This window comes from Streptomyces sp. NPDC102406, from assembly GCF_044765725.1.
Taxonomy (GTDB): domain Bacteria; phylum Actinomycetota; class Actinomycetes; order Streptomycetales; family Streptomycetaceae; genus Streptomyces.
This window is the reverse complement of sequence record NZ_JBIWKP010000006.1, coordinates 322472-343120: the sequence shown is the minus strand read 5'-3', so window position 1 is coordinate 343120 and position 20649 is coordinate 322472. Positions and strand designations below refer to the sequence as shown.

Here is a 20649-nt window from a genome sequence, read left to right as displayed (position 1 = left end):
ATTAGGCCCCGTCCTCGGACGGGGCCTATTGCGTGTCCGGGGCGCCTCACACCGGGGCGGCGTGCAGCGGCTGTGTGCCGCGCCCGCCCGGGTGCCTGTGCCGCCAGAACCAGAACAGGGCGCTCGACACCAGCCCCCACCCGGCCAGCACCAGGAACGGGAACGCGTGCTGGTGGCCCTGGAAGTAGACGGCCGTGTGCTGCGCGTTCACCGACGCCCCCGGCGGCAGCCACTGCCCGAGACGACCGAGGAACGTCGGCAGCAGCGGGGGCGCCACCGCCCCGCCGGACGCCGGATTGCCCACCAGGACGAGCAGCCCCCACGTCGGGATCATCGCCCAGCGGTGGAAGAACGTGTTGAACATCGTGAAGACCATCCCGCAACTGAACATCGTCAGCGCGAGGATCAGCCAGGACTCGACGAAGGGCAGATCGAGCGCGCCGAGCCCCCAGTCGACGACCGCCGCGATGGCGAACCCGCCGAGCAGCGCGTACGCCACCGTGAACGCGATCCGCTCGGCCGGGTTCAGCCCGCGCGCGTGGACGCTGAGCTGGATCGCCCCGACGAACCCGATGATCACCGCGGCGAGGGAGATGTAGAAGATCGCGAGGCCGCGCGGGTCGCCGCTCTGGAGCGGGTGCAGGTCCTTGACCGCCACCGGGATCCCGGTCTTCTCGCTGACCGCCGGCGCCGACTCCGCGAAGACCTGGGCCACGGAGACTCCGGACGCGCTGGAGACGTCCAGCTCGACCCTGGCGCCCCCGTCGCGGACGTCGAGCACCGCGAAGACCCGCTGCTCGTCGATGGCCTTCCTGGCCGCCGCCCGCGAGTCGTAGTGCTTGAGGTCGAGCTGCGCGTCGAGGGCCTTCTCCATCGCGTCGACGAAGGCGCTGCGCCGCGCCGCGTCCGGCTCCCCGGTGACCGCCGTCGGGATGTCGTGCGGCGTCGGGTTGGCCATGGAGTACGTGTACGAGGCCGCGAACAGCGCCGCCGCGGCGGCCAGGATGATCACGAGCACGCAGGCCGGGAAGAAGGGCGACTTCTTGTACGCGGCCCAGCGCTCGGCCCCGGTCGGCGGGCGTCCGTGCTCACCGTGGGGCGGGTGCGGGCGCGGCTGCTCCTGATCGGACAAGGACGACATATCTGAACGCTAGAGCAGACATACGAGACGTACACCCCGAAATACTCCTCGCCTACTCCGCTACTCCGCGCCACGCGTAGTCCTCGTCATGGCCCCCGAACCGGCCGCGGCAAAACCGTTCGCCACGGATTTCCCGGAGGTGAGATCCTGGAGGACGTATGTCTACGCAGCCTGCCCCCGCCGCCGACCGGATCGCCGCCGTAGCGCGGCGCCTGTCCGAGCTGTCCCTCCGTGACGCGCACCGACTGGGCCGCAGGCTCGAAGGCGCGCGGAAGATCCGTAAGCCCGAGGCCCGCGCCGCCGTGATAGCCGAGATCGACGCCGAGGCCGCCAAGGCCGAGGTGCGCACGGCCGTCCGCCGTGAGCGCCGGGCCGCGCTCGACGTCACGTATCCCGAGCAGCTTCCCGTCAGCCAGAAGAAGGACGAGATCGCCGCCGCCATCCGCGACCACCAGGTCGTGATCGTGGCGGGCGAGACCGGCTCCGGCAAGACGACGCAGATCCCCAAGATCTGTCTCGACCTCGGCCGGGGTGTGCGCGGCATGATCGGGCACACCCAGCCCCGCCGGATCGCGGCCCGCACGGTCGCCGAGCGCGTCGCCGACGAACTGCGCACACCGCTGGGTGAGGCCGTCGGCTGGAAGGTGCGCTTCACCGACCAGGTCGACCAGGACGCCACGTTCGTCAAGCTGATGACCGACGGCATCCTGCTCGCCGAGATCCAGACCGACCGCGAGCTGCGCGCCTACGACACGATCATCATCGACGAGGCGCACGAGCGGTCCCTGAACATCGACTTCCTGCTGGGCTATCTGGCCCAGTTGCTGCCGAAGCGCCCGGACCTCAAGGTCGTCATCACCTCGGCCACGATCGACCCGGAGCGCTTCGCCCGGCATTTCGGGGACGCCCCGATCGTCGAGGTCAGCGGCCGTACGTACCCGGTCGAGGTGCGGTACCGCCCGCTGCTCGAAGACGACGGCGACGACTCCGACCGCGACCAGATCACCGCGATCACGGACGCCGTCGAGGAGCTCCAGCGCGAGGGCGACAGCGGCGACATCCTCGTCTTCCTCTCCGGGGAGCGCGAGATCCGCGACACGGCGGACGCGCTGGAGAAGAAGAAGTATCGGTTCACCGAGGTGCTGCCGCTGTACGCACGCCTCTCCCACACCGAGCAGCACCGCGTGTTCCAGCAGCACACCGGCAGACGCATCGTCCTCGCGACGAACGTGGCGGAGACGTCCCTGACCGTCCCGGGCATCAAGTACGTCATCGACCCGGGCACCGCCCGCATCTCGCGCTACAGCCACCGTACGAAGGTGCAGCGGCTGCCCATCGAGGCGATCAGCCAGGCCAGCGCCAACCAGCGCAAGGGCCGCTGCGGGCGGACGTCCGACGGCATCTGCATCCGGCTCTACTCGGAGGACGACTTCCTCGCCCGGCCCGAGTTCACGGACGCCGAGATCCTGCGCACCAACCTCGCCTCGGTCATCCTCCAGATGACGGCGGCCGGCCTCGGCGACATCGAGAAGTTCCCGTTCATCGACCCGCCGGACCACCGCAACATCCGCGACGGCGTCCAGCTCCTCCAGGAACTGGGCGCGCTGGATCCGAGTGAGAAGGACGCGCGCAAGCGCCTCACCCAGCAGGGCCGCAAGCTCGCCCAGCTCCCCGTCGACCCGCGCCTGGCCCGCATGGTCCTGGAGGCCGACAAGAACGGCTGCGCCCGCGAAGTCATGGTCATCGCGGCGGCCCTGTCGATCCAGGACCCGCGCGAGCGCCCCTCCGACAAGCAGCAGCAGGCGGACCAGAGCCACGCCCGCTTCAAGGACGAGACCAGCGACTTCCTGGCGTTCCTGAACCTGTGGCGCTACGTCCGCGAGCAGCAGAAGGAGCTGGGCTCCTCGGCGTTCCGCCGGATGTGCAAGCGGGAGTTCCTCAACTTCCTGCGCATCCGCGAATGGCAGGACATCTACACGCAGTTGCGCACGGTCGCCAAGCAAATGGGCATCCACCTCAACGAGGAGGACGCCCCCGGCGACTCCGTCCACATCTCCCTGCTCTCCGGCCTCCTGTCCCACATCGGGATGAAGGACGTGAAGGAGACGAAGGAGTCCGCGCAGAAGGACCCGAAGCAGCGCGAGCGCGGCGGTGGCCGCAACGAGTACATCGGTGCCCGCAACGCCAAGTTCGCCATCTTCCCCGGCTCGGCCCTCTTCAAGAAGCCTCCCCGGTTCGTGATGTCGGCGGAGCTGGTGGAGACCTCGCGGCTGTGGGCCCGCGTGAACGCGAAGATCGAGCCCGAGTGGGTCGAGCCCCTCGCCGAGCACCTCCTCAAGCGCACGTACAGCGAACCGCACTGGGAGAAGGACCAGGCGGCCGTGATGGCGTACGAGAAGGTCACGCTGTACGGCGTCCCGCTCGTCGCCCAGCGCAAGATCAATTACGGCCGGATCGATCCCGAGGTCTCCCGCGAGCTGTTTATCCGCAACGCGCTGGTCGAGGGCGACTGGCGTACGCACCACAAGTTCTTCGCCGCGAACCGGGCGCTGCTCACCGAGGTCGAGGAGCTGGAGCACCGGGCGCGGCGCCGCGACATCGTGGTCGACGACGACACCCTCTACGACTTCTACGACCAGCGAGTGCCCGCGGACGTCGTCTCCGGCGCGCACTTCGACTCCTGGTGGAAGAAGAAGCAGCGCGAGGAGCCGGAGCTGCTCGACTTCGAGCGGTCCATGCTCATCCGCGAGTCCGCGGAGGCCGTCACCAAGGACGACTACCCGGACGTGTGGCGGCAGCGGAACCTGAAGTTCCGGGTGACGTACCAGTTCGAGCCGGGCGCGGACGCGGACGGCGTGACCGTCCACATCCCGCTCCAGGTCCTCAACCAGGTCACGGACGAGGGCTTCGACTGGCAGATCCCGGGTCTGCGCGAGGACGTGGTGGTCGAGCTGATCCGCTCCCTGCCCAAGCCGATCCGCCGCAACTACGTACCCGCGCCGAACTTCGCGAAGGCGTTCCTGGACCGGGCCGTGCCCCTCCAGGAGCCGCTGCCGACGACGCTCGCGCGCGAGTTGCAGCGGATGGTCGGCGTCCCGGTCTCGGCGGACGACTTCGACCTGAGCCGCGTACCGGACCACCTGAAGATCACGTTCCGGATCGTCGACGAGCGGCGCCGCAAGATCGCCGAGGACAAGGACCTGGAGGCGCTGAAGCTCCGGCTGAAGCCGAAGGCCCGCCAGGCCCTCTCCAAGGCCGCCGCGGCGACCGCCGAGCGCTCGGGCGGCGAGTCCGTCGAACGCACCGGCCTCACCGACTGGACGATCGGCACGCTCTCCCGCGTCTTCGAGACCCGCCGCGCGGGCCAGCCGGTCAAGGCGTACCCGGCGCTCGTCGACGACGGGAACACCGCCGGCACCGTGTCCGTACGCCTCTTCGACACCGAGGCCGAGCAGGCGCAGGCCATGTGGAAGGGCACGCGCCGGCTGATCCTGCGCAACATCCCGGTCAACCCGGGCAAGTTCGCCTCGGACAAGCTGAGCAACGCCCAGAAGCTCGCCCTGTCCGCGAACCCGCACGGCACCGTCCAGGCCCTCTTCGACGACTGCGCGATGGCGGCGGCCGACAAGCTGATCGCGGACTTCGGGGGCCCCGCCTGGGACGAGGAGTCGTACCGCAAGCTCTACGACAAGGTGCGGGCCGAGATCGTCGACACGACCGTGCGGACGGTCGGCCAGGTGCAACAGGTACTCGCCGCGTGGCAGGCCTGCGAGCGCCGCCTGAAGGCCACGACCAGCCCGACGCTGCTGCCCAACCGGCAGGACGTACGCGCCCAGTTGACGGCCCTCGTGCACCCCGGCTTCGTGACGGACACCGGCCTGCGTCGGCTGCCCGACCTCATGCGGTACCTCGTCGCCGCCGACCGGCGGCTCCAGCAGATGCCGACCGCCGTCCAGCGGGACACCACCCGCATGGAGAAGGTCCACGAGATGCAGGACGAGTACGCGTGGCTGCTCGAACAACTGCCGCAGGGGCGGCCCGTGCCGCAGGAGGTCCTGGACATCCGCTGGATGATCGAGGAGCTGCGCGTCAGCTACTTCGCGCACGCGCTCGGCACGGCCTACCCCGTCTCGGACAAGCGGATCGTGAAGGCGATCGACGCCGCGGCGCCGTGATCGTCCGTGCGCGGGGAGTGAGTTCGACCGGCGGGCCTGCACTGCTGTAGAGTCCTGCTCGCAGCGCAACGCGGTAACAGCGCGGCAGAGCAAGGTCCTGTGGAGCAGTTTGGAGTGCTCGCCACCCTGTCAAGGTGGAGGCCGCGGGTTCAAATCCCGTCAGGACCGCAGTAGATGAGAAGCCCGCACCGATCCGGTGCGGGCTTCTTCGTGTGCACGCCCCGACGGCGCCCTTGACGCCGGCCCGGCCGCTCGGTACCCCGGAACCAGGACACGGGCGGGAGCGGACGCATGGCCACACCGATACGACGGCACGAGACCCGCGCCCTGCTGCGTGCCCACCTCTCCGCGGCCTCCGGTTACCGCCACCTGACCCGGCACTGCCCGATCTGCCACCGCCTCCTGCGGCTCGCCCTGGACCCCGCGACAGAGGCCCAGGAGGGCCGTGAGAGCGACTGGGAGGAGAGTGAGGGCGAAAGTCCCCCTCGGGGGTGACCAAAGCCGCCCCACGCGGCCCTGGTCCGGTGGGAGTCTGGAGGGGAGCGACCCTCCTCGGCCCCTTTAGCGCACGGGCGTCACCAGCAACAAGGCGCACGCCGTGTGACGGGTGTCACGGAAGCAGTTTTGGAAACACCGTTTCTTACACCCTTCCTACAACTGCTCAATTTAATATGTGCAATTGCACCAGTCTCACAGCCACCGATCAGGTACCCACCAGAGGGCGACCAAGCCCCCACAAGGACGCACACGGAACACCGCCGACCGGACCGGACCGCCGGTGTGGGCGCACAAAAAAGATCGCGCTGGACCCGGCGGAGTCCAGCGCGATCGACGACGCACCCGTGATGCTGTGGAGATGACGCTTCAGTGGGCGTGGGGCCTGTTGGGGCAGGACCCGCGTCGTGTGGAGCCAGTGGTGGGCGCGGAACGGGTTGGGGGACCCGAAACGCCCGGTAAAGCTGCGTTATGCGGTGCCTCAGGCCTCGCTGCGCTGCTGCGGAATGCCCGCAAGCAGTGCGCGGACCTCGGCCTCGCGGTAACGGCGGTGCCCGCCGAGCGTACGAATCGACGTGAGCTTGCCAGCCTTTGCCCAGCGCGTGACCGTCTTCGGGTCCACGCGGAACATCGTGGCGACCTCGGCGGGGGTCAGCAGCGGCTCGGCATCAGGGGTGCGAGCGGTCATGAGCGGCCTCCTCGGGAGAACCGAACCTTCTCGGTTCTTTCCTTTAAATTCTGCACCTTGACCCGCGTTGCCCGAAATGGCGGACACGGGTCGAGTCGGTTATAGGACGAACGGCTTGTCCTCGGCACTACAACTACACCATCCGTCCAGCCTCGTCGGCCAAACCGATGGAATTGCCCTCCCAGGTGTTCATCAGCGACGGAAGCCGATGGACCATGCCATAGCGGACAGTCACGCCACAGTGACGATCAGTCACACAGTGATCAGGAGTCGTCAGACCCCCCAGCGACAGTGCAATGCTGAGTAGTCCGTCCATAGATAGGCATAGCGGTACATGGGTGCCCATACATGAACGGATGGAGCCCTCCCCGGACTCCTTGTCCTATTTTGGCACGAGGAGGGGCGATGGGCGCAAGGGTGAACTTAGTGCAGTCCGTCACGCTTGAGCCAAAAGCCCGGATCAGGACGTAGGTCCCTAAGGAGCCCCGGGCCCGCGAGAGTTGGCGCCGTCAGTTGGCGTGAAGTCGATCCCGTACCGCCCGCCAGCGTTCCACGAGCCGGGCGTACGCCTCCCCCGCCGCGGCTCCGTCACCGCGCCGCAGCGCCTCGATGCCCTCGGCGACGTCCGCCGCCGAGTGGTCCTCGTCCAGGAGGCCGGGCGACAGGGTGTGGACGAGCCCGCCGTAGTCCAGCTCGACGTACGAGCGCGGGTGGAACTCCTCCAGCCAGCGGCCCACATCCATCAGGCCCTCGATCAGCGGCCCCTCGTCGATCGCGTCCCGCAGCGCCCTCAGCCCGCGGGCGACCCGGCGCCGCGCCTGCACCATCGGCGTGCGGTAGCGCAGCGAAGGCCCGCCCGCACCGCCCTCGCCCGTCTTCGCCTCGTACGCGCGCTCCTCGTCGGAGACGAGCACGAACCAGTGCAGCGGCACCTGCCACGTCGACGTACGGATCCAGGGCCGCGCGTCCGGATTCCGCTCCAGCCAGCGCTCGTAGTCGTCCGACGCCTGCCGGCGCACCACCGGCGGGAGCACCGCGTCCAGCACCGGCGCCGGCAACTGCCCCGGCAGCTCGTCCAGCGCCTGCCAGCCGCGCAGCCGGGTGCGCCACGGGCAGACGCAGAGCACCCCCTCGACCTCGATCACGAACGCGTCGTCGCTCTCGTGCACCGGCACCGGGACCGGCGGAGTGGGCAGCAGGTCGGCCAGCGAACGGCGGAGTTCGTCCTGGTAGGAGGGGTGGTGCTCGCGCTTCGCGTACCGCTCCCAGTGATCCCGCTCCGGCTGCGGGAAGGCCGCGAGAGGTTCGTACACGCGCAGGTACGCCGCATACGGGACGGACACCGACGACACCTTGGGCACGGCTGCTCCCCTCCCCCGCCCATCGGATGGAAACACTGCAAATCGTCCCACGGCGGGGGCGCGCGGGACGCGGCGGATTCGACCGTACTTCCGCCGCCCCTGCACGCGAGAGAGTGATCCTCGGCACTGCGGCCGTGGCGGGCCCGTACACGTTCTAACCTCGTGCCCACGAACGACGGAAGGCCCGCCACCCGCACGGGATTCCGCCCAACCGCCGCTATGTACTTGGGAGTCACCACAGTGACCGATGTGACCGGCGACGCTGTCACCCCCTCCGGCCCCTTCGCCGCCCGGGACGTCCTGCACACCCTCTTCCACTCGGATCAGGGCGGACATGAGCAGGTCGTGCTCTGCCAGGACCGCGCGAGCGGCCTCAAGGCCGTCATCGCCCTCCACGACACCGCCCTGGGCCCGGCCCTCGGAGGTACCCGCTTCTACCCGTACGCCTCCGAGGCCGACGCCGTCGCCGACGCGATGAACCTGGCGCGCGGCATGTCCTACAAGAACGCCCTGGCCGGCCTCGACCACGGCGGCGGCAAGGCCGTGATCATCGGCGACCCGGCCGTGCTCAAGAGCGAGGCGCTGCTGCTCGCGTACGGCCGGTTCGTCGCCTCGCTCGGCGGCCGGTACGTGACGGCCTGCGACGTCGGCACGTACGTGGCCGACATGGACGTGGTCGCGCGCGAGTGCCGCTGGACGACGGGCCGCTCCCCGGAGCACGGCGGCGCGGGCGACTCCTCCGTGCTCACCGCCTACGGCGTCTTCCAGGGCATGCGGGCCAGCGCCCAGCACCTGTGGGGCGACCCGACGCTGCGCGGCCGCAAGGTCGGCGTCGCGGGCGTGGGCAAGGTCGGGCACCACCTGGTCGGGCATCTGCTGGCGGACGGCGCCGAGGTCGTGGTGACCGACGTGCGCCCCGAGTCCGTGCGCCGCGTCACGGACCGGCACCCCGAGGTCTCGGTCGCCGCCGACACGGACACGCTGATCCGCCTGGAGGGCCTGGACATCTACGCCCCCTGCGCGCTCGGCGGCGCCCTGGACGACGACACCGTCCCGGTCCTCACCGCCAAGGTGGTGTGCGGCGCCGCCAACAACCAGCTCGCGCACCCGGGCGTCGAGAAGGACCTCGCCGACCGGGGCATCCTCTACGCCCCGGACTACGTGGTGAACGCGGGCGGCGTGATCCAGGTCGCCGACGAACTGCACGGTTTCGACTTCGACAGGTGCAAAGCCAAGGCCTCGAATATCTTCGACACCACGCTTTCCATCTTCGCGCGCGCAAAGGCGGACGGGATTCCGCCGGCCGCGGCGGCGGACCGGATCGCCGAACAGCGGATGGCTGAGGCACGTTCGGGGCGCTGATCGCCGTGTCCACGTAACGAGAGTCACGCCGATCGGCGGGTCGCTCGCCCAGAAGAGGTTAAAATCGCTGCTGACCAGCGAGGACAGGGCTCCTTGCTGGTCCTGCGCACACGCGCGTCCTGCGGGCGACGTACCGTATGGGCGTGGGCTCAGGTACCGTGGAAGCCCTACGGACCGAGCTCCTTACGGGGAGCCCGTTCCAGTTCATGAACGCGTGTCAAGACTCTGGGGCCGTCGAGCCCCGTATCCGAGGGGGTCGAGCCATGGGGCGCGGCCGGGCAAAGGCCAAGCAGACGAAGGTCGCCCGCCAGCTGAAGTACAGCAGCGGCGGGACTGATCTGTCGCGTCTGGCCAATGAGCTGGGCGCATCGACGTCGAACCCAGTATCGAATCAGCCGCCTAACGGCGAGCCTTTCGATGACGACGACGAGGAAGACGACCCGTACGCCCGCTATGCGGAGCTGTACAACGAGGGCGAGGACGAGGACTCCGACGAGTCCGGTCCCTCGTCTCAGCGCCGCGGCGCTTGACCTCGTAGCACTGTCAGCACGTAACTGATTTCTGCGTTTTTGATCTCTGCTTACTGCTGCACTCACCCGGTCCGGGGTGGTCACCACGCCGGACCGGGTTTTGTGCTGTCCGCACCGCCCCCGCGCGGGCTTACTTCGCGTAGTCGCCGGTGAGTTCGGCGCCCGTCGTGTGCGCGCCGCGCTCGGTGATCTCGCCGGCCACCCAGGAGTCCACGCCGCGGTCGGCGAGGGTCGTGAGGGCCACGTCGACCGACTCCTGCGGCACGATCGCCATCATGCCGACGCCCATGTTCAGCGTCTTCTCCAGCTCCAGGCGCTCCACCTGACCGGCCTTGCCGACGAGGTCGAAGATCGCGCCCGGGGCCCACGTGGAGCGGTCCACGGTGGCGTGCAGGCCGTCCGGGATCACCCGGGCCAGGTTCGCCGCGAGGCCGCCGCCGGTGATGTGGCTGTAGGCGTGGACCTCGGTGGTGCTGGTGAGGGAGAGGCAGTCCAGGGAGTAGATCTTCGTCGGCTCCAGAAGCTCCTCGCCCAGCGTCCGGCCGAGCTCGTCGACCTGCTGGTCCAGCTCCATCCCGGCGCGGTCGAAGAGGACGTGGCGGACCAGCGAGTACCCGTTCGAGTGAAGTCCCGAGGACGCCATCGCGATCACCGCGTCACCCGTTCGGATGCGATCCGGGCCGAGGAGGTTGTCGTACTCCACGACGCCCGTGCCGGCGCCCGCGACGTCGAAGTCGTCCGGGCCGAGCAGGCCGGGGTGTTCCGCCGTCTCGCCGCCGACGAGGGCGCAGCCCGCGAGGACGCAGCCCTCGGCGATGCCCTTCACGATGGCGGCGACGCGCTCGGGGTGGACCTTGCCGACGCAGATGTAGTCGGTCATGAACAGCGGCTCGGCGCCGCACACGACGATGTCGTCCATGACCATCGCGACGAGGTCGTGGCCGATGGTGTCGTAGACGCCGAGACGCCGGGCGATGTCGACCTTCGTGCCGACGCCGTCGGTGGCGGAGGCCAGGAGAGGTCGCTCGTACTTCTTGAGGGCGGAGGCGTCGAAGAGGCCGGCGAAGCCGCCGAGGCCGCCGAGGACCTCGGGGCGCCGCGTCTTCTTCACCCACTCCTTCATCAGCTCGACGGCGTGGTCGCCTGCCTCGATGTCCACGCCCGCAGAGGCATAGCTGGCACCGGAACCCGCGTGCGGAGCACGCTCGGAAGACTCAGTAGACATGGTGATGGAGAGCTTTCGTGTCGATGCTACGGAGGTCTGCGGGACCTACGGACGACGGATCGCGTCGTTCGCGGCCGTGGCCGCCGGACCGGCTGCCAGTTCCGTCTCCAGGAGCTGCTTGCCGAGCAGCTCGGGGTCGGGCAGGTCCATCGGGTACTCGCCGTCGAAGCAGGCGCGGCACAGGTTCGGCTTGGCGATGGTGGTCGCCTCGATCATGCCGTCGATGGAGATGTACGAGAGCGAGTCGGCGCCCAGCGAGGTGCCGATCTCCTCGACCGTCATGCCGTTGGCGATGAGCTCCGCGCGGGTCGCGAAGTCGATGCCGAAGAAGCACGGCCACTTCACGGGCGGGGACGAGATCCGGATGTGGACCTCCGCCGCGCCGGCCTCACGGAGCATGCGGACCAGGGCGCGCTGCGTGTTGCCGCGGACGATCGAGTCGTCGACGACCACGAGCCTCTTGCCCTTGATCACTTCCTTGAGGGGGTTCAGCTTCAGACGGATGCCGAGCTGGCGGATCGTCTGGGAGGGCTGGATGAAAGTACGGCCCACATAGGCGTTCTTCACCAGACCGGCGCCGAAGGGGATGCCGCTGGCCTCGGCGTAGCCGATCGCGGCGGGGGTGCCCGATTCCGGGGTCGCTATGACGAGGTCGGCCTCGACCGGCGCTTCCTTGGCGAGCTTGCGGCCCATCTCCACGCGGGAGAGGTACACGTTCCGGCCCGCGATGTCGGTGTCGGGGCGGGCGAGATAGACGTACTCGAAGACACAGCCCTTGGGCTTTGCTTCGGCGAAACGGGACGTTCGCAGGCCGTTCTCGTCGATCGCGACGAATTCACCGGCCTCGATCTCGCGGACGAAGGAGGCACCGCAGATGTCGAGCGCGGCGGACTCCGAGGCGACGACCCAGCCGCGCTCCAGACGGCCGAGGACCAGCGGGCGGATGCCCTGCAGGTCGCGCGCCGCGTACAGGGTGTTCTCGTTCATGAAGACGAGCGAGAAGGCGCCCTGGACCTGGGGCAGCACCTTGGGGGCCGCCTGCTCGATGGTCAGCGGCTTGCCGTCGTCGTCGACCTGGCCCGCGAGCAGGGCGGTGACGAGGTCGGTGTCGTTGGTGGCGGCGACCTGCGTCGCCCGCCCGTTCTCCTTGGGGAGTGCGGCGACCATCTCGGCGAGCTGCGCCGTGTTGACCAGGTTGCCGTTGTGGCCGAGCGCGATCGAGCCGTGCGCGGTGGCGCGGAACGTCGGCTGGGCGTTCTCCCAGACGGAGGCCCCTGTGGTCGAGTAGCGGGCGTGACCGACCGCGATATGACCCTGGAGGGAACCGAGGGAGGTTTCGTCGAAGACCTGGGACACGAGGCCCATGTCCTTGAAGACGAGGATCTGGGAGCCGTTGCTGACCGCGATTCCCGCGGATTCCTGACCCCGATGCTGGAGGGCGTAGAGCCCGAAGTAAGTGAGCTTGGCGACCTCTTCACCCGGAGCCCAGACACCGAAGACGCCGCAAGCGTCCTGGGGGCCCTTCTCGCCGGGGAGCAGATCATGATTGAGTCGACCGTCACCACGTGGCACGCCACCGAGTGTAGGCGAGATCGACCACTGGTCCGAATTGGGGACCGTGGGTTCCTACGTCCGCGAGGACCGGCCGCGTCTGTCGGAAGACACGGGACGCGCGTAGCGCGGGGTGGCCCCGAGGGCTTCGTGACCCCCGCAACGCCAGGCCCTGACGGGGTCGGCGGGGGTTGCGCCCAGCCGGACACGGGGCGGGTCCCGCTCCGGCGCACCGACCGCTTCGAATGTGACGGGACGCACTCCGCACGTCCGCACTGCGGACGGGCCGTTGACAGGTGTACGTCGCCCTCGGCATGGTCCTGGATCATGCAGCAGCCCTCAGGTGACCGCACGGTCACCCTCGTGGCGCGCCGGCACGTCGACCTCGTCCGTGTCGCCAGCGCGATCTGTCGCCGCGCCTGAGCTCTGCCCCTGCCCGCATTTCCCGCAGCGTTCCGCAGTGTTCCGCTGCTCCGCTGTTCCGCTGTGTTCCGCTCCTTCGCGCCGGAGGAGCGTGACCCCTTCTTTCCTCCTCCTCAGCTCATCCGGAGCCCCTTCATGTCCTCGCATGCCTCGAACCTGTCCCGGCGCGCCTTCGGCGGGGTGATCGGTGCCTCGGCGACCGTCGCCGCGCTCGGCACCACGGCGGCGCCCGCCGAAGCGGCGCCCTCGGAACGTCCGTTCCGGGCCGCGGCCCACCGGCCCGCCAAGCGGCCCAACATCCTGTTCATCCTGGGAGACGACCTGGGCTGGGCCGACCTCTCCTCGTACGGCGCTCCGCACATCAAGACGCCGAACCTGGACAGGCTGGCCCGGCAGGGAGTGCGGTTCACCGACGCGTACAGCGGCTCCGCGACCTGCTCGCCGACCCGGTTCAGCCTCTACACGGGCCGGTATCCGGGGCGCACGAAGGGCGGGCTCGCCGAGCCGATCGCCGACCGGTCCGTCGGCCTCGACCCGAACCACCCCACCCTCGCCTCGCTGCTGCGCGGCGCCGGGTACGCGACCGCGCTCATCGGCAAGTGGCACTGCGGCTATCTGCCGGACTACTCGCCGACCAAGTCCGGCTGGGACGAGTTCTTCGGGAACTTCGGCGGGGCCCTGGAGTACTACTCGAAGCTGGGGCTCGGCGGCGAGTACGACCTGTACGAGGGGGACGTGAAGGAGGGGGACGCCGAGTACAAGGACCTGCGGTACTACACGCGGATCCTGACCGAGCGGGCGAGCGAGTACGTGCGGCGCGACCACCGTGACAAGCCGTGGCTGCTCAACCTGAACTTCACCACCCCGCACTGGCCGTGGATAGCCGACGGGGACGAGGAGGCCAGCGCCGAGATCGTACGGAAGATCAAGGCCGGGGACGGGCGGGCGCTGTTCCACGACGACGGCGGCTCCGTGGAGAAGTACGCGGAGATGGTCCAGGACCTGGACCGGTCGGTCGGGCAGGTGCTGAAGGCGCTGAAGGACTCGGGGCAGGAGAAGGACACCCTCGTCTTCTTCGCCTCCGACAACGGTGGTGAGCGCTTCTCCTACAACTGGCCGCTGTCCGGCAACAAGTCCTCCCTCCAGGAAGGCGGCATCCGCGTCCCGACGATCGTGCGCTGGCCCGCGCGGCTCGACGGCGGGCAGGTCAGCCACGAGCCCGTCTTCACACCCGACTGGACGGCCACGCTCCTGGAGATCGGCGGGGCCAGGCCCGACAAGGCGTACCCGCTCGACGGGACCAGCCTCGCCGGGTATCTGCTGCGCGGTGAGAAGCTCGCCGAGCGCGACCTGTTCTGGCGGGTGCGCGGGGAACGGGCCGTGCGGCGCGGCGACTGGAAGTACTACCGCGGCAAGGGCGGCCCCGATCAGTTGTTCAACCTCTCCGCCGACCGACGCGAGCAGGCCGACCGGGCCGCCGACCGGCCGGAGCTGCTGGCCGAGCTGAAGGCCGTCTGGGAGAAGAAGGACAAGGAGCTGCTGCCGTACCCGGCGTGATCCCCCGGGGTGGGGCGGTCCCGGCATCGGTTCCGTCCGGCGGGCTTCACGCCATGATCGGCAGGACCGCTGTGAGATCGGCCCGTTCACCGCTCGCGCTGACGAGCGCGTCGTCGATCGCCACCGACCAGCGTGTACGTCCCGTGGCCAGACGGATCCAGGTGAGCGGGTCCGTCTCCACGACGTTCGGCGGGGTGCCCCGGGTGTGCCGGGGGCCCTCGACGCACTGGACGACGGCGAACGGCGGGATCCGCACCTCCGTCGAGGCGCCCGGCGCCTTCACGGCGAGCGCGTCGGCGAGCAGCCGGGTACAGGCGGCCAGTGCCTGCCGGTCGAAGGGCACCTCGACTCCCGGCACCGCGTCGTTCAGGTCGTCGGTGTGGACGACGAGCTCGACGGCGCGGGTGACCAGGTAGTCGGCGAAGGACATCGCCCCGGCCGGCACGGGAAGAACCCGGGTGTCGCCGGTGGTCCCCAGGATCTCCCTGAAGCGCTCCTCGGTCCGGGCGAGCAGCGCCGACACATCGGAGTTGTCCCGGGCGAGGGAGCGGCTGCGGTCGTCGATCGCCACCGCACCGGCAGCCGTGGCGAACGGCCAGTCCAACGCGGCGACCTCGGCTTTCGTCGGCTCCGGCGACGCGAGGAACCGGTCGAGCGCGCCCAGGGCCATCGACAGGTGCGCGAGCAGGTCCCGGACGGTCCATCCACCGAGCCGCGTCGGCCCGTCGAGCTGCTCGGACGTGAGGCCCTCGGCCGCCTTGCGTACGTTCCCGAACTGGGTCAGGACGGCGTCACGGATCTTGGCGGAGGCGTAGGCACGCGTGCGCTTCTTGGCCGAGGCGCCCGCGCCGCTCCCGGTCGGCGAATGCGGCGAAGGTGTCATGACGGCGACCCTACGCCCGCCGCGCACCACGGTTCCGGCCACCCGCACCCGCGCCCCGAGCCCTGAGCCCTGAGCCCTGAGCCCCGGGGGCCGCTAAGCCCGCTCGGACAGATTCCGGTTCACGGTGAATATCTCCTTCCCTCTCGGCACCCCCACCCCGCTCCAGCGGAACGGGATCCCCGTTGCCGAGTCCAGGTCGGCGCCGTCCATCAGTTGGAAGTGGACGTGCGGCTCCGAGGAGTTGCCGGAGTTCCCGCACCGGGCCAGCATCTGACCGGCCCGCACCCGGTCACCGGGGCGAACCATGACGGAGCCGCGTCGCACGTGGGCGTACAGGGCGTGGACCCCGTCGCCCAGGTCGAGCACGATGTGGTTGCCGACGATCCAACCCGCACCGACGACCTCCCGTATCGCGCTCTCCACCAGCATCAAGTAGGCGAGCCCGGCCAGGGAGGTGCGGCTGAGGTGGTCGCGGCGCCAGTCGGAGGCGTGGACCACGGTGGCATCGGCGACGGCGTACAGCGGCTCGCCGAACGCGGGGAAGTCGCGGGGCCGCCGGGCCACCGGCCACACCGCGGCGGACTCGGGGCGCCCCCGCTCTCCGTCGGCCTGGACGGTGTCGCCCTCCGCCACGATGTCTATCGCGTACGTCTGCCCGTACGCGTGCGTGCCGTGGCTCGGCACCTTGTCGGCCGGGCTGTTCAACGCGGACCAGCGTCCACGGACGGGCGGGGCCACCTCGACCGGTTCCCGCCCGGCGGCCTCACGGCACGGACGAGGCCGGGACCGGCCGATGGCGAGGGCCAGCACCAGGGCGAGCCCTCCCGGCACGAAGGCCCAGCCCCAGGGCAACGGCCAGCCGTCGAACAACTCCCCGACGATCATGGTGAAGAACGCGAGCTGAAGCAGCCGGTAGCACACCATCGCGGCCTTGCGTACGGTCATGACTCCCCCAGTGGTGCGGCCCGTTGTTCGTCCCGTTGTTCGTCCCGTTGTGCGGCCCGCTCGTCCGTGTCCTCAGACGGGTCGGGCCGCCGTCAGTGCCACCAGGAGCGGCACGACCCTCCCCGCCGGTACCTCGTATCGCCCGCGCCCCGCGGAGCGCAGCCACCCGGCGGCGGTCAACTGCCGTAGGTGGTGGTAGATCTGGCCGCTGGTCCCCACGTCGTCGAGCTCGGCCAGCTCGGTGGCGGAGGTCCGGCCGCCGAGGACCTCGCGCAGCAGCCGGAGCCGCAGCGCGTGCCCGAGCGCGGCGAACGCCTCGGCCATGTCGGTCCAGTCGGACGCGAGCAGTTCGTCGGTGACAGCCCCGTACTGCCACTCGTATCTGCGGCCCTCCTCCGCGTCCCCGCCCGGTAGCCGGACCGCGCCGGTGAACAGCACACCGCCGCTCGCGACCTCGCTGAGCTGCTCCTTCAGCCCTTCGAGCGCCCAGAACGTGCCCGGTGCGACCGTCGGGGCCGCCGGGCCGCTCTCCAGGACGTCGAGGCGCCGCTCCAGCTCGGCGACCCGTCGCTCAAGTTCCGTCATGCGTCGAGATTACGTAATTACGTAGAAGCCGACAAGACCCGCATCCGGTGACCACTCGTTCGAGGGACCCGTGCGTGGGATTCGGACCGGGCACGGCAGAGCCCCCTGCCCAGCACGGGCAGAGGGCTCAGAACCTGTCTTCGGGACTTGCGGCCCCGGGGAAGGGGGTCTCAGGCGAGCAGCGCCGGGATCGTCCCCTCGTGCGCCTCACGCAGCTCCGCGAGGGGCAGGGTGAACTCGCCCTGCACCTCCACCGCCGCGTCCGCGCCCGAGCCGTCCACGACACCGATGCGGGTGACGGGCAGCCCGCGCGCCCCGCACATGTCGTTGAACCGCAGTTCCTCGCTGCGCGGCACGGCGACGACCGCGCGGCCCGCCGACTCCGAGAAGAGGAACGTGAACGCGTCGAGACCGTCCGGGACGACCAGCCGGGCACCCTTGTCGCCGAGCAGCGCCGACTCGACCACGGCCTGGATCAGGCCGCCGTCGGAGAGGTCGTGCGCGGCGTCGATCATGCCGTCGCGGGACGCCGAGATGAGGATGTCGCCGAGCAGCCGCTCGCGCTCCAGGTCGACCTGCGGCGGCAGCCCGCCCAGGTGGTCGTGGATCACCTGCGACCAGGCCGAACCGCCGAACTCCTCGCGGGTGTCACCGAGCAGGTAGAGGAGCTGGCCCTCTTCCCGGAACGCGACCGGCGTGCGCCGCGCCACGTCGTCGATGACGCCGAGGACCGCGACGACCGGCGTCGGGTGGATGGCGGCCTCGCCCGTCTGGTTGTAGAGCGAGACATTGCCGCCGGTCACCGGGGTGCCGAGCTGGAGGCAGCCGTCGGCGAGACCGCGTACGGCCTCCGCGAACTGCCACATGACGGCCGGGTCCTCGGGCGAGCCGAAGTTCAGGCAGTCGGAGACGGCGAGGGGCTTGGCGCCGGTCGTCGCGACGTTGCGGTACGCCTCCGCGAGGGCGAGCTGCGCGCCCGTGTACGGGTCGAGCTTCGCGAACCGGCCGTTGCCGTCGGTCGCGATGGCGACGCCGAGACCCGACTCCTCGTCGATGCGGATCATGCCCGAGTCCTCGGGCTGTGCGAGGACGGTGTTGCCCTGCACGAAGTGGTCGTACTGCGAGGTGATCCACTTCTTGGACGCCTGGTTGGGCGAGGCGACGAGCGCCAGGACCTGCGACTTCAGCTCGTCACCGGTCGTCGGCCGGGGCAGCTTGTTCGCGTCGTCGGCCTGGAGCGCGTCCTGCCACTCGGGGCGCGCGTAGGGGCGCTCGTAGACCGGTCCGTCGTGGGCGACCGTGCGCGGGTCGACGTCGACGATCTTCTCGCCGTGCCAGAAGATCTCCAGGCGGTCGCCGTCGGTGACCTCACCGATGACGGTCGCGATGACGTCCCACTTCTCGCAGATCTCCAGGAAGCGGTCGACCTTCTCCGGCTCCACGACGGCGCACATGCGCTCCTGCGACTCGCTCATGAGGATCTCCTCGGGCGAGAGCGTGGAGTCGCGCAGCGGTACGTCGTCAAGCTCGACGCGCATACCGCCCGAACCGTTGGACGCCAGCTCGCTGGTGGCGCAGGAGATACCGGCCGCGCCGAGGTCCTGGATGCCGACGACGAGCTTCTCGGCGAACGCCTCCAGGGTGCACTCGATGAGCAGCTTCTCCTGGAACGGGTCGCCCACCTGGACGGCGGGGCGCTTCGACGGCTTGGCGTCGTCGAAGGTCTCGGAGGCCAGGATGGAGGCGCCGCCGATGCCGTCGCCGCCCGTGCGGGCGCCGTACATGATGACCTTGTTGCCCGCGCCTGACGCCTTGGCGAGGTGGATGTCCTCGTGCCGCATGACGCCGATGGCACCGGCGTTGACCAGCGGGTTGCCCTGGTAGCAGGCGTCGAAGACGACCTCGCCGCCGATGTTCGGCAGGCCCAGGCAGTTGCCGTAGCCACCGATACCGGCGACGACGCCGGGCAGGACGCGCTTGGTGTCGGGGTGGTCGGCGGCGCCGAAGCGCAGCGGGTCCACGACGGCGACGGGGCGCGCACCCATGGCGATGATGTCGCGCACGATGCCGCCCACGCCCGTGGCCGCGCCCTGGTAGGGCTCGACGTAGGAGGGGTGGTTGTGGGACTCCACCTTGAAGGTGACGGCGTAGCCCTGGCCGACGTCCACGACACCGGCGTTCTCACCGATGCCGACGAGCATGGCGTCGGACTGCGGCGCCTTCTCGCCGAACTGGCGCAGGTGGACCTTGGAGGACTTGTACGAGCAGTGCTCGGACCACATGACCGAGTACATGGCGAGCTCGGCGCCGGTCGGGCGGCGGCCGAGGATCTCCACGACCCGCTCGTACTCGTCCTTCTTCAGGCCGAGTTCGGCCCAGGGGAGCTCGACGTCGGGGGTCTTGCTCGCGTTCTCTACGGTGTCGAGGCTCATGAGGCGGCGACCAGCTTCTTGAGGATCGAGGTGAAGAAGGGGAGGCCGTCGGTGCGGCCGGAGCCGACGAGGGGCTCCACGGCGTGCTCCGGGTGCGGCATCAGGCCGACGACGTTGCCCGCCTCGTTGGTGATGCCGGCGATGTCGCGCAGCGAGCCGTTCGGGTTGACGTCGAGGTAGCGGAAGACGACGCGGCCCTCCGCCTCCAGCATGTCGAGCGTGCGCTCGTCGGCGACGTACCGCCCGTCCATGTTCTTCAGCGGGATGTGGATCTCCTGGCCAGCCTCGTAGTCGGCGGTCCAGGCGGTGTCCGCACTCTCCACGCGCAGCTTCTGGTCGCGGCAGATGAAGTGCAGGTGGTCATTGCCGAGCATGCCGCCGGGAAGCAGGTGGGCCTCGGTGAGGACCTGGAATCCGTTGCAGATGCCGAGGACGGGAAGGCCCGCCTTCGCCTGGTCGATCAGCGTCTCCATGACCGGCGAGAAACGCGAGATGGCACCCGCGCGCAGGTAATCGCCGTAACTGAATCCGCCCGGCAGGACGACCGCGTCGACCTGCTTCAGATCCTTGTCCTTGTGCCAGAGGGCGACCGGCTCGGCACCGGCAAGACGGATCGCGCGCTGGGTGTCCCGGTCGTCGAGGGAACCCGGAAAGGTGACGACGCCAATACGAGCGGTCACTTTTCGGCCCCCACCGCGGACGGTGCGGTCTCTTCCACCTTGACGGTGAAGTTCTCGATCACCGTGTTGGCGAGGAAGCTTTCCGCGAGCTCGTGGATACGGGCGAGGGCGGCTTCATCCACCGGCCCGTCCACTTCGAGCTCGAATCGCTTTCCCTGACGAACGTCGGAGATGCCGTCGAAACCGAGGCGCGGCAGCGCACGCTGCACCGCCTGGCCCTGGGGGTCGAGGATCTCCGGCTTGAGCATGACGTCGACTACGACGCGTGCCACTGGCACTCCCGGTGTGTGGTGCTGAGCAGGTCCGTTCAGCGTACCCGCCCAAAACTTCTACTCGCGTAGACAGTAGGAAGCTACGAGAGCCGGATCACGTTACGGCAACGACAGGAGATCCACGCGGAAAATTCAGGGAAAGAGTCCGGATAACCCACCCGGCGGACACGCGGAGGTTTTTAGCTGGGCTTCCCAGCGCATTGCCGGGCAGGGTAAAAAGGAAATGGCGCATACAGGCAACCCGCCTGAACTCGGGGCACGATATTGCCCGAGCTTTGCTCGACAAGAGCTGGACAGTCGACATCACCGCACGTCAAAGCGGGGATGCCGGACGAAGGGACCGA

17 protein-coding genes and 1 tRNA gene are annotated in these 20649 nt (G+C 69.6%); 7 read left to right on the top strand and 11 right to left on the bottom strand.

What is annotated here, in order from left to right; translation table 11 throughout:
* Positions 1-46: 46 nt before the first annotated feature.
* Entirely contained in the window at positions 47-1141 is a 1095-nt protein-coding gene (locus ACIRF8_RS25665; RefSeq protein ID WP_404218089.1) for an ABC transporter permease, read from the bottom strand.
* A 158-nt stretch (positions 1142-1299) separates the two neighbouring features.
* Here ACIRF8_RS25665 and hrpA point away from each other — a divergent pair, with 158 nt between their 5' ends.
* From hrpA to ACIRF8_RS25650, 3 genes are all read left to right on the top strand, one after another.
* Positions 1300-5316: an ATP-dependent RNA helicase HrpA gene (gene hrpA / locus ACIRF8_RS25660; RefSeq protein WP_404218087.1), complete on the top strand. Its 4017-nt coding sequence runs from the start codon at positions 1300-1302 to the stop codon at positions 5314-5316.
* Between the two features lie 93 nt (positions 5317-5409).
* Positions 5410-5484 (top strand) — tRNA-Asp (locus ACIRF8_RS25655).
* Between the two features lie 123 nt (positions 5485-5607).
* Positions 5608-5811: a DUF6274 family protein gene (locus tag ACIRF8_RS25650; RefSeq protein WP_404218085.1), complete on the top strand. Its 204-nt coding sequence runs from the start codon at positions 5608-5610 to the stop codon at positions 5809-5811.
* 481 nt (positions 5812-6292) lie between these two features.
* Here the strand turns inward: ACIRF8_RS25650 and bldC are convergent, their stop codons facing one another.
* Positions 6293-6499 carry a developmental transcriptional regulator BldC gene (gene bldC / locus ACIRF8_RS25645; protein WP_003949541.1) on the bottom strand — a complete coding sequence of 69 codons (207 nt, stop codon included), beginning with the start codon at positions 6497-6499 and terminating at the stop codon, positions 6293-6295.
* A 509-nt stretch (positions 6500-7008) separates the two neighbouring features.
* Positions 7009-7860, bottom strand: coding sequence for a hypothetical protein (locus ACIRF8_RS25640; RefSeq protein ID WP_404218083.1), 852 nt, complete (start codon positions 7858-7860; stop codon positions 7009-7011).
* A 240-nt stretch (positions 7861-8100) separates the two neighbouring features.
* Between ACIRF8_RS25640 and ACIRF8_RS25635 the strand changes: the two genes are divergently transcribed.
* Positions 8101-9222, top strand: coding sequence for a Leu/Phe/Val dehydrogenase (locus ACIRF8_RS25635; protein ID WP_404218081.1), 1122 nt, complete (start codon positions 8101-8103; stop codon positions 9220-9222).
* 263 nt (positions 9223-9485) lie between these two features.
* A complete protein-coding gene (locus ACIRF8_RS25630; protein WP_404218079.1) occupies positions 9486-9752 on the top strand; it encodes a DUF3073 domain-containing protein in 267 nt (88 codons plus the stop codon).
* Between the two features lie 130 nt (positions 9753-9882).
* On the opposite strand, the gene purM is transcribed toward ACIRF8_RS25630, so the two are convergent.
* Together purM and purF are read right to left on the bottom strand one after the other, a co-directional pair.
* Positions 9883-10977 carry a phosphoribosylformylglycinamidine cyclo-ligase gene (purM, locus tag ACIRF8_RS25625; protein ID WP_404218077.1) on the bottom strand — a complete coding sequence of 365 codons (1095 nt, stop codon included), beginning with the start codon at positions 10975-10977 and terminating at the stop codon, positions 9883-9885.
* Positions 10978-11022: 45 nt separating this feature from the next.
* Positions 11023-12549 (bottom strand): amidophosphoribosyltransferase, encoded by a 1527-nt coding sequence (gene purF, locus ACIRF8_RS25620; RefSeq protein ID WP_404218075.1) that lies wholly within the window; start codon positions 12547-12549, stop codon positions 11023-11025.
* A 306-nt stretch (positions 12550-12855) separates the two neighbouring features.
* On the opposite strand from purF, the gene ACIRF8_RS25615 reads away from it, so the two are divergent.
* A complete protein-coding gene (locus tag ACIRF8_RS25615) occupies positions 12856-12951 on the top strand; it encodes a putative leader peptide (RefSeq protein WP_404218073.1) in 96 nt (31 codons plus the stop codon).
* Between the two features lie 135 nt (positions 12952-13086).
* Entirely contained in the window at positions 13087-14508 is a 1422-nt protein-coding gene (locus ACIRF8_RS25610) for a sulfatase (RefSeq protein ID WP_404218071.1), read from the top strand.
* Between the two features lie 46 nt (positions 14509-14554).
* On the opposite strand, the gene ACIRF8_RS25605 is transcribed toward ACIRF8_RS25610, so the two are convergent.
* From ACIRF8_RS25605 to purS, 6 genes are all read right to left on the bottom strand, one after another.
* The gene (locus ACIRF8_RS25605) at positions 14555-15391 is read right to left on the bottom strand and encodes a sterol carrier family protein (RefSeq protein ID WP_404218069.1); all 837 of its coding nucleotides are present in this window, start codon (positions 15389-15391) and stop codon (positions 14555-14557) included.
* A gap of 93 nt (positions 15392-15484) precedes the next feature.
* Positions 15485-16336, bottom strand: a complete 852-nt coding sequence (locus ACIRF8_RS25600; protein WP_404218067.1) for a M23 family metallopeptidase — start codon at positions 16334-16336, stop codon at positions 15485-15487.
* A 72-nt stretch (positions 16337-16408) separates the two neighbouring features.
* Positions 16409-16921: an ArsR family transcriptional regulator gene (locus ACIRF8_RS25595; protein WP_404218065.1), complete on the bottom strand. Its 513-nt coding sequence runs from the start codon at positions 16919-16921 to the stop codon at positions 16409-16411.
* Between the two features lie 170 nt (positions 16922-17091).
* Positions 17092-19353: a phosphoribosylformylglycinamidine synthase subunit PurL gene (gene purL, locus ACIRF8_RS25590; protein ID WP_404218063.1), complete on the bottom strand. Its 2262-nt coding sequence runs from the start codon at positions 19351-19353 to the stop codon at positions 17092-17094.
* Positions 19350-20033: a phosphoribosylformylglycinamidine synthase subunit PurQ gene (gene purQ / locus ACIRF8_RS25585; RefSeq protein ID WP_324774090.1), complete on the bottom strand. Its 684-nt coding sequence runs from the start codon at positions 20031-20033 to the stop codon at positions 19350-19352. Before purQ ends, purL begins: the two co-directional genes overlap by 4 nt.
* Positions 20030-20305 (bottom strand): phosphoribosylformylglycinamidine synthase subunit PurS, encoded by a 276-nt coding sequence (purS, locus tag ACIRF8_RS25580; RefSeq protein WP_404218060.1) that lies wholly within the window; start codon positions 20303-20305, stop codon positions 20030-20032. Before purS ends, purQ begins: the two co-directional genes overlap by 4 nt.
* Between the last annotated feature and the right edge of the window lie 344 nt (positions 20306-20649).